At 49.0% G+C, this 7,088-nt stretch carries 7 protein-coding genes; 1 reads left to right on the top strand and 6 read right to left on the bottom strand.

All coding sequences use genetic code 11. From position 1 onward, the window contains the following. Positions 1 to 403: 403 nt before the first annotated feature. The 6 genes from JRI46_11840 to JRI46_11815 form a co-directional block, all read right to left on the bottom strand. Positions 404 to 949: a hypothetical protein gene (locus JRI46_11840; protein MBW2040256.1), complete on the bottom strand. Its 546-nt coding sequence runs from the start codon at positions 947 to 949 to the stop codon at positions 404 to 406. A gap of 454 nt (positions 950 to 1,403) precedes the next feature. Further along, positions 1,404 to 3,293, bottom strand: coding sequence for a hypothetical protein (locus JRI46_11835; protein MBW2040255.1), 1,890 nt, complete (start codon positions 3,291 to 3,293; stop codon positions 1,404 to 1,406). Between the two features lie 14 nt (positions 3,294 to 3,307). Continuing rightward, positions 3,308 to 4,126, bottom strand: a complete 819-nt coding sequence (locus tag JRI46_11830) for a hypothetical protein (GenBank protein MBW2040254.1) — start codon at positions 4,124 to 4,126, stop codon at positions 3,308 to 3,310. Further along, positions 4,117 to 4,557: a hypothetical protein gene (locus JRI46_11825; protein MBW2040253.1), complete on the bottom strand. Its 441-nt coding sequence runs from the start codon at positions 4,555 to 4,557 to the stop codon at positions 4,117 to 4,119. The genes JRI46_11830 and JRI46_11825 overlap by 10 nt, the downstream gene beginning before the upstream one ends. Continuing rightward, positions 4,554 to 4,985, bottom strand: a complete 432-nt coding sequence (locus JRI46_11820; protein ID MBW2040252.1) for a hypothetical protein — start codon at positions 4,983 to 4,985, stop codon at positions 4,554 to 4,556. The genes JRI46_11825 and JRI46_11820 overlap by 4 nt, the downstream gene beginning before the upstream one ends. A 134-nt stretch (positions 4,986 to 5,119) precedes the next feature. After that, positions 5,120 to 5,662 (bottom strand): hypothetical protein, encoded by a 543-nt coding sequence (locus JRI46_11815; GenBank protein MBW2040251.1) that lies wholly within the window; start codon positions 5,660 to 5,662, stop codon positions 5,120 to 5,122. 498 nt (positions 5,663 to 6,160) lie between these two features. Between JRI46_11815 and JRI46_11810 the strand changes: the two genes are divergently transcribed. Then, a partial coding sequence (locus tag JRI46_11810) for a PAS domain S-box protein (GenBank protein ID MBW2040250.1) occupies positions 6,161 to 7,088 on the top strand: 928 nt, incomplete at its 3' end.

Raw genomic sequence — 7,088 nt, 5'->3', positions numbered from 1 at the left:
AGGGTGAGCAGGAAGGGGAAGGCCCCGCCTTTAGAGCGGGGAAGGGGCAAGTATTCCCCGCCTGCGAACCCCGAAAGGGTCACCGCGAAAGCTCTGAAGCGAGGGGATAAGAGGTCCTCCTCCCCTGATAAGTGAGGCATTACCTCGGGACTAGAAATGTAGGCTATCTAGGGGTAAGACTTTAATCATCTATCGATGAGGTTAAAGGCTGAATCTATCTAGGGCCACAAGACAATCCCCATCGCTATCAACAGCCGCGGAAGCATTATACATGACTGTAATTTTATAGACAAAACAGCCCAACCCCAGAGTGGCTTGGAAAGAATTGCATATAAAGACAGGACCGGCAGAAGGGGCCGGCCCGAATGCTATATGCTGGTAAGCATCTTGATGGCTTGAATCATTATGGTGAACTCAATGTGTAGATGGCTGTTCCCCTATAAGTACCACCTGGATAGTATCTGTCATTATCGTAATAGAAGGTATAGGTACCTTGCTTATGGTTGGAACCGGTGAACTGATTCAGTTGTTGATTTGCCGTATCATTAAATCGACCACTGTTAAAATCGTCAGTAGCCACCCAGCTAATTTCACTAAACGGAATCGAATTGCCGCGATCACTCAGTGGGGTAGAAGAGTCTGCGCTAAGTGTTATGGTGGAGCCGGCGGGAACAAATGCTCTTACATGTACCGGTACAAGATTTCCTCCTGAGGAAGTGCTCTGAACTGCACCTGTTCCGGGAACATCAGTAACATTAAATGTGATGGTATCAACTACCGCCCCCGCAGATCCTACCCTTAAATGGAGTAAAGTTGGAATCTGGATCTGAAAATTGAGTCTGACTTGTGTAGACCCACCATCTGACGCTTGATTACTCGCTGCGCTAACAGGTCCAGCAAAACACAATGATACAGCTATTGCCAGGCCTAATGCGAGGACCTTCTCCACGTGACTGCACCTCCCTTTTGCCACATTCTATGCTCAACCCTTTTACAGCATTTCTTATGCCAACTCTCTTTTCTCTTTGTTTTTCTTCAACATCTCTTATTTTGCCGTAATTATTGGATTTTTTGGCTCCATTGAGTCGATATCATTTCACTTATGAAATCAGGAATGGAATTCGTTCCATAGGCTTATGGAACTATTTCCATGGCTTAAAGTACAGAGCATGAATTTGTAAGCTGTATAGGTGGATTGTGCGCGTAATAGGAAAGGCCTTTTGGGCGCTAATTGAGGCGTTTATTCGGTTTTTGTAACCTACTATAAGATTATGATTATAAAGTTAACGCTGCCGCCTTCGCCGATGAAGAAGCGGGATAGGAGAAGAATGGTGTTTGTTGATCTTGGCTCTCAAATTAGAGGCCGATTCGGGGATTCTCTTATTTTAGAGGGTGGGATGACGTTAGTTGTTGTCTTTAAGCACCTTAAGCGGCCAGTCTGTATGTCTTTTATCCCGGGGATAGAGTTGTAGCTGTATACCATCAGGCCTGGGGTTGATATAATTTATGGGAAAGGATGCCGGGTCGAGGTTCAGATGATGCTGGCCTGAAGCGACATTGGGGAAGTGATAAAGACCATGGACATCGGTTTCGACGAGAAAACCCTCATCAAGTCGCACTACCACCCCTCCTAATGGTTTGTCTCCGGTGTCAAAGACGGCGTTTCCGTTCATGTCCACAAAGACCCGTCCCTTAATAACTCCGATACCCCTGGGTTTGGGACCCACAAAGGTACCGATGACAGGGGTAGGTTTCCCCCAGAAGGTCCGGCGTTCGATGATGGCGAAAAGGTCGACTGTAGTATGAGTAGTTTCTAAGCCATCCGCAAGATATGTTCCTGTGTCTATCGGCAAATTGCTTCTCTGGGCCCTCAGTCTGATCCGCAACTGCCATCCCAAAGGAAGAGGAGAGCTGATCTCCATTCCCCCGCCGTAGACCTCTGATCGCCCATCTTCCCTCCATCCAATACCACCTTGAAAAAAAGCCCCTGCAATCAGGCCAAACCAGATGGTTGTTCGCCCTTCCAGTCTGATAAGGGCTGAGGTCTCTTCACCCTGGCCATTCGTGTCCCCGTGTTCCAGATTGAATACCGCTCCGGCATCCCAGCTCCCTGAACGGTAATGGGTCCTGAGCTCCCCGATCCAGCGAAGAGTTTTTTCACTGTTGCGGTCTTCTCCAGCTTCCGGGTAATCAAACCACTGCATGGCCTGGAACTGGAGGGATGTGTCCCATTTTGACCGTCTGTGGGTATAGCGAATATGTTCATCTAGCCTTACCTGTCTGCTTCCTGAATCTGCGTCTTGATACGAAAAGTGTAATCCACTGCTGATAATATCACGCAAAAGGATGCGGTAATAACCACCCAGGCTTCCCCTTATTAGCCAGGTGTGGCCTGTTGATTCATCTATCTGGCCTCCGCTGCCCTCGATATAATATCCACGTCTGATTCCATTGAATCTGTAGGTCCCGAAGAGCAGCGTTTCCCCTCTGGGCAAGGGGGCGACCGTACTTATATAATTGAAATCCTCTGGAATATATAAAAAGCCGACCTCCGCGTATCGCTGCTGTCTTGGTCGCCGTATTCCGGCGATGGTCGCTATTTGATCGCTGACTGAATCGTACCATCCTGCCACTCGCAGCTCACCGATCTCCAGGGGGAGGCTTCCGTAGAGCGTTGCAAGAAGACGATCTTCGCCCTCTTCCTCCACATAGTCTATGGCGCCCGCTAAGCGGCTCCCTTTCGGGCCATTCCACTTCAGATATGCGCCAACCAAATCTTCATCGATGGTGTTGACGGCCTCAGGAATCAGATAGTCGCCTTCGGTCAGTCTGCCCGCCTGTAATCCAACTCCCCCCTGCTCAAATTGCAGCTCTGCCCCCACCCCCCTTAAGGACTGACCTGGAAGGCCGAGATGTTCGAAGATAAGCGGCGGGGTAACAAAGTGCATAAACCCGTCACCCAGGAAGGCATCCATCTGGTACCCCGGAGAGAGCCAAAGGTCCTTCATTGCAGCGCCAAGATAGCCCAGCTTAAATTGATCGTGCTGATTGTTTCGGTAAAAACCCAGAAATTTGAAGCGATAGTCGCCCCAGTTGAGGGTGGGCTGGTATAATGTGCTCTTCAGCCCAAAGTAGTGGGTATGATCTTCTTCCCCGAAGACCCCCTCCTGGTATCCGCCAAAGACACCCAGATAGGCATCGCCTGTTTCCAGGGCAGAAGAGATCGAGGGCAAGATCAAGAAGATGAGAGATAATATGAGGATTTTTTTTAAAAACCACGGCCTCTCCCCCACAATCCATTCCCTTTTTAACTCTCACTTTTCCCAGGGATTTTTACGCCTACCTTACGTTCCCCATCGCCCAGGTCAACATGGAGGGTCAGGTCCAGGTCTGAGTTAGGCGGTGGTGCTTCCCCCTGAAATTCCAGGGGGATCCAGCGGGTCTGCCCGGGGAGTATGGGTAAGGCGGGAATGATACCCTCAAATTTCTTTCCGGAAAGGGTGCGCGCAGCAAAGATACCGTTCATGCGTAGATGGGCGTTCCCTCGGTTGTGGACCTTCAGAGCGGGAACTGGTTTTCTCCCCTTTATTATCACCCTCCAGGCTGTATCCAGAATCTCTCCTTCAGGTCGGGCATCACCAACCGTTACATAGATGAGCAGGGCCAGTCTTCCTCTCAAAAACACGCTCGTAGCGCCCTTTCTTCCTTCCTCGTCGGATTGTGGGGGTTCAAAGAAGAGGGCCACACGATAGCAACCAGAGGGAGTTGCATCCGGGATTCGGATTGAGAGCCGTACAATTTTCCTCTGCCGTGGGTAGACGTTTAGCTCAGCAGGATGATAGCGGATCCAGGATGCGGCTGATTCAGGCATGGTTCCCGACTTGCCGAAGATGGGAGCGCCATCCTCACTGAGGGTCCAGTCACCCACGCCCACCTTGACCTTTTGGATCGCCCCCGCGCCACCTGTCAACACCACCACCTTTCTCAGGGTCTTGCCGGGCTTGCCTGCGGCCTCCCAGCGTACAGGACTGATGCCGAGGGAAAATCCCCCATGGCCATTTGAAAATGAAAAAAAGAGAGTAATAGAGGCAAAAATTGCTATTTTGATGATTTTTTTCACGGCCATTCCTCCAAGATCAGCATAATGCGGCCCTTGTACTCTCCAGCTGTTGAAGGGCCTTCTCTAGCCTGCCATACCAGCCTCCCCTCCACCCTGCGGCCGTCGATAGGCCCCTCACCGACAAGTACCTTTTCATTGGAAAGCAAACTCCCGCTGATAAAGGGCGGCCGGGCCCTCCAGGAAAGGGCCTCGGGTCTGAACCTCTTGCCAAAAGATTCAGGGGGAACCACCATCTTTATCCACAGACGCCATCTGCTGCCGTGGAGGGAACGGGTCTCTATCCTTATCTGCAGAAAACCCTCTGTGCTTTTAAAAAGGTCGAGACCAACAGGCCTCATCTCCAGGTTGATGGTACGCGGAAATAGCTCCAGGGCCTGGCCAAAGGCTGCAGAAGGAAATAGGACAAAACACAGCAGAAATACAATCCAGCGCATCATGGTGAACTCAAGGTGTAGGTCACTCGACCGGTGTATGTCCCTGCAGGTACGTACAGGATATTCCTATAATTAAAAGACATTGCCCCCTGGAACCTTGATAAAGAGGTGGCGCCAATGAACTGATCTGCAGCCCCGCTGAAGGTACCACTGGGCATACCTCCTGTGCCCCTCCAACTGATCTCGGTGAAGGGTATTGTGTTGCCGGAGCCATCGTTAAGGGGGACCGAGGAATCCGCAGTCAAGATCATCTGGCCAAAGAGCAAAAAAGCCCTTGCTCGCACCGGGACCGGGTTTTGCCCGGAAGAGATACCTGGAACAGGACCTGAGCCGGGCAGACCAGTCACGTGAAAGCTGACCACATCAACGGTCCCCCCTGGGCTACCCACCCGAAGAAAGAGGGCAAGGGCTGATCGGATGACGATATCCACTGGCTCCTGGGCGACAATACGCCCCTGTGCTATAAGGTCTGTTGTATAAGAAAAACTGCATATAAAGACAAGGGCCGCTAGAAGAAAGCGGCCCAAATGTTTCGTGATGGTGATCCTCATCATAGCTAAAAGAATTAGGGTGAACTCAGCGTATACGTAACCGTTCCTGTATAGGTCCCAGTCGGATAGTAGGTGTCATTATCATAGGAGAAGGTATAGGTGCCGGTTCGATTGCCGGAACCGGTGAACTGATCCAGTTTTTGGGCTGCACCATTGTCAAAAGCACCACCTGCAAAATCACCAGTTGCAGCCCAAGAAATCTCATCAAATGGAATTTTATCTGTTCCATTAGTCAGCGCGCTTGAAGAGTCTGAGGATAGGGTCATCGTGCTACCCGAACCGACAAAACCTGCAGCTCGCACGTATATGGCAGCCTCATTCTGTGCAACAGCACCTGTCCCAGGCAGATCATCAACAGTAAATGTGACAGTATCAATTGTTGCCCCTGCGGTTCCTACCTGTAAATACAGGATAGTTGGAATGGTGATCTGAAAATCAAGATCAACCGACGCAGGCCCTCCTATCGCGAGATCGCTCTCTGCGCTAACTGGTGCAGTAAAACACAATGATACAGCAATTGCAAGGCCTATTACGAGAATCTTACCAATCTTCTTCATGTTAAATACCTCCCTTTAATATTTTGCCTTCTTTCAGCAAAAAAGATGCCAAATTAATTGAAGTATTATAACATGCTAAAATTATTTAATAATTCAATGAGCTATTTATTAATGATTATTAAACTGCCAAGAAAAGGTAAAAAAACAAGGTATTAAAGTGACAATTTTTGTCATTTTTACAATTTCTTGTCATTGTTTCCATTTTGCCCCTTTCTATTCTGGTGAAGTAGAAAGAATCCCTCATTGTAGGTTGCAGTCGTTAACGCTCCCTAAATTGGGGCCAAAAGACATAGACATTGCTAGTAAAACCCCCCATTTGTCCAGATTGTAAACACAATATTATGCAAGTGAAAAAAATGTCATCCTAATGTATAATAGGGGCACTTTAATTTGTTCCTTTAGCCCCATAAAAATTGCTTGCTACATAAAGGGTAATTCTTTTCTTGTCCTTAATGTTTGATAAATTGAAATCTTTACCTTTTTAAGAAGGAGGATGGGATGGTCAAAACGAAAACCCTGCGCACAGGAATTGCCCCAGGAGGTGTCCGTAAAGCAACAAGTGCGAAACTGGGCTCATTGAGTGGATATCAGGCGATATTTGAGAACACTGGTACGGCGATGGTTATCATCGAGGAAGATACAACCCTTTCCTTGGTCAATGCGGAATTTGAGAGGCTCAGTGGCTTCACGAAAGAGGAGATTGAGGGCAAGAAGAGTTGGATGGAATTTTTGGCCAAGGATGATCTGGAAAGAATAAAGGAGTATCATCGTTTGCGCAGGATAGATCCCATGCTGGCACCAAGGCGATACGAGTTTAGATTCATCAACAGGGAGGGGAGGGTCAGGGACATCCTGCTGACCATCGGGATGATCCCTGGGACAAAGATGAGTGTGGCCTCTTTGCTGGATATCACCGAGCGCAAAAGGACCCAGGAGGCACTTCAACAGGGTTTCGAGAAGTTGCAAAGCACAATAAAAGACACCATACAGGCCATGGCGTCGATAGTGGAGATGAGGAATCCTTTCATGGCCGGTCATCAAGAGCGGGTGGCAAATCTAGCATTTGCCATCGCCATTGAGATGGGCCTTTCCCAAGAGCAAACTACTGGAACACTCTTGGCTGCATTGGTCCATGATATCGGCGAGATAAGTATACCCGTTGAAATCCTCATTAAGCCCTCTAAAATGAGCGAGGCAGAATTAACTCTGATAAAGACCCACCCCCAGGTCGGATATGACATTTTGAAGACAATAGAATTCCCATGGCCAATTGCCGAAATTGTGCTTCAACATCACGAAAGGATGGATGGTTCTGGATATCCTTTAGGTCTATTGGGTGAAGAGATACTTCTGGAGGCAAGGGTCATAGGGGTGGCTGATGTTGTCGAGGCTATGTCCTCTGAGCGCCCTCATAGAGTGGCTCCAG

The sequence above is a fragment of the Deltaproteobacteria bacterium genome, assembly GCA_019308925.1.
Lineage (GTDB): Bacteria > Desulfobacterota > B13-G15 > B13-G15 > RBG-16-54-18 > JAFDHG01.
This window is presented reverse-complemented; position numbering and strand designations above follow the sequence as displayed.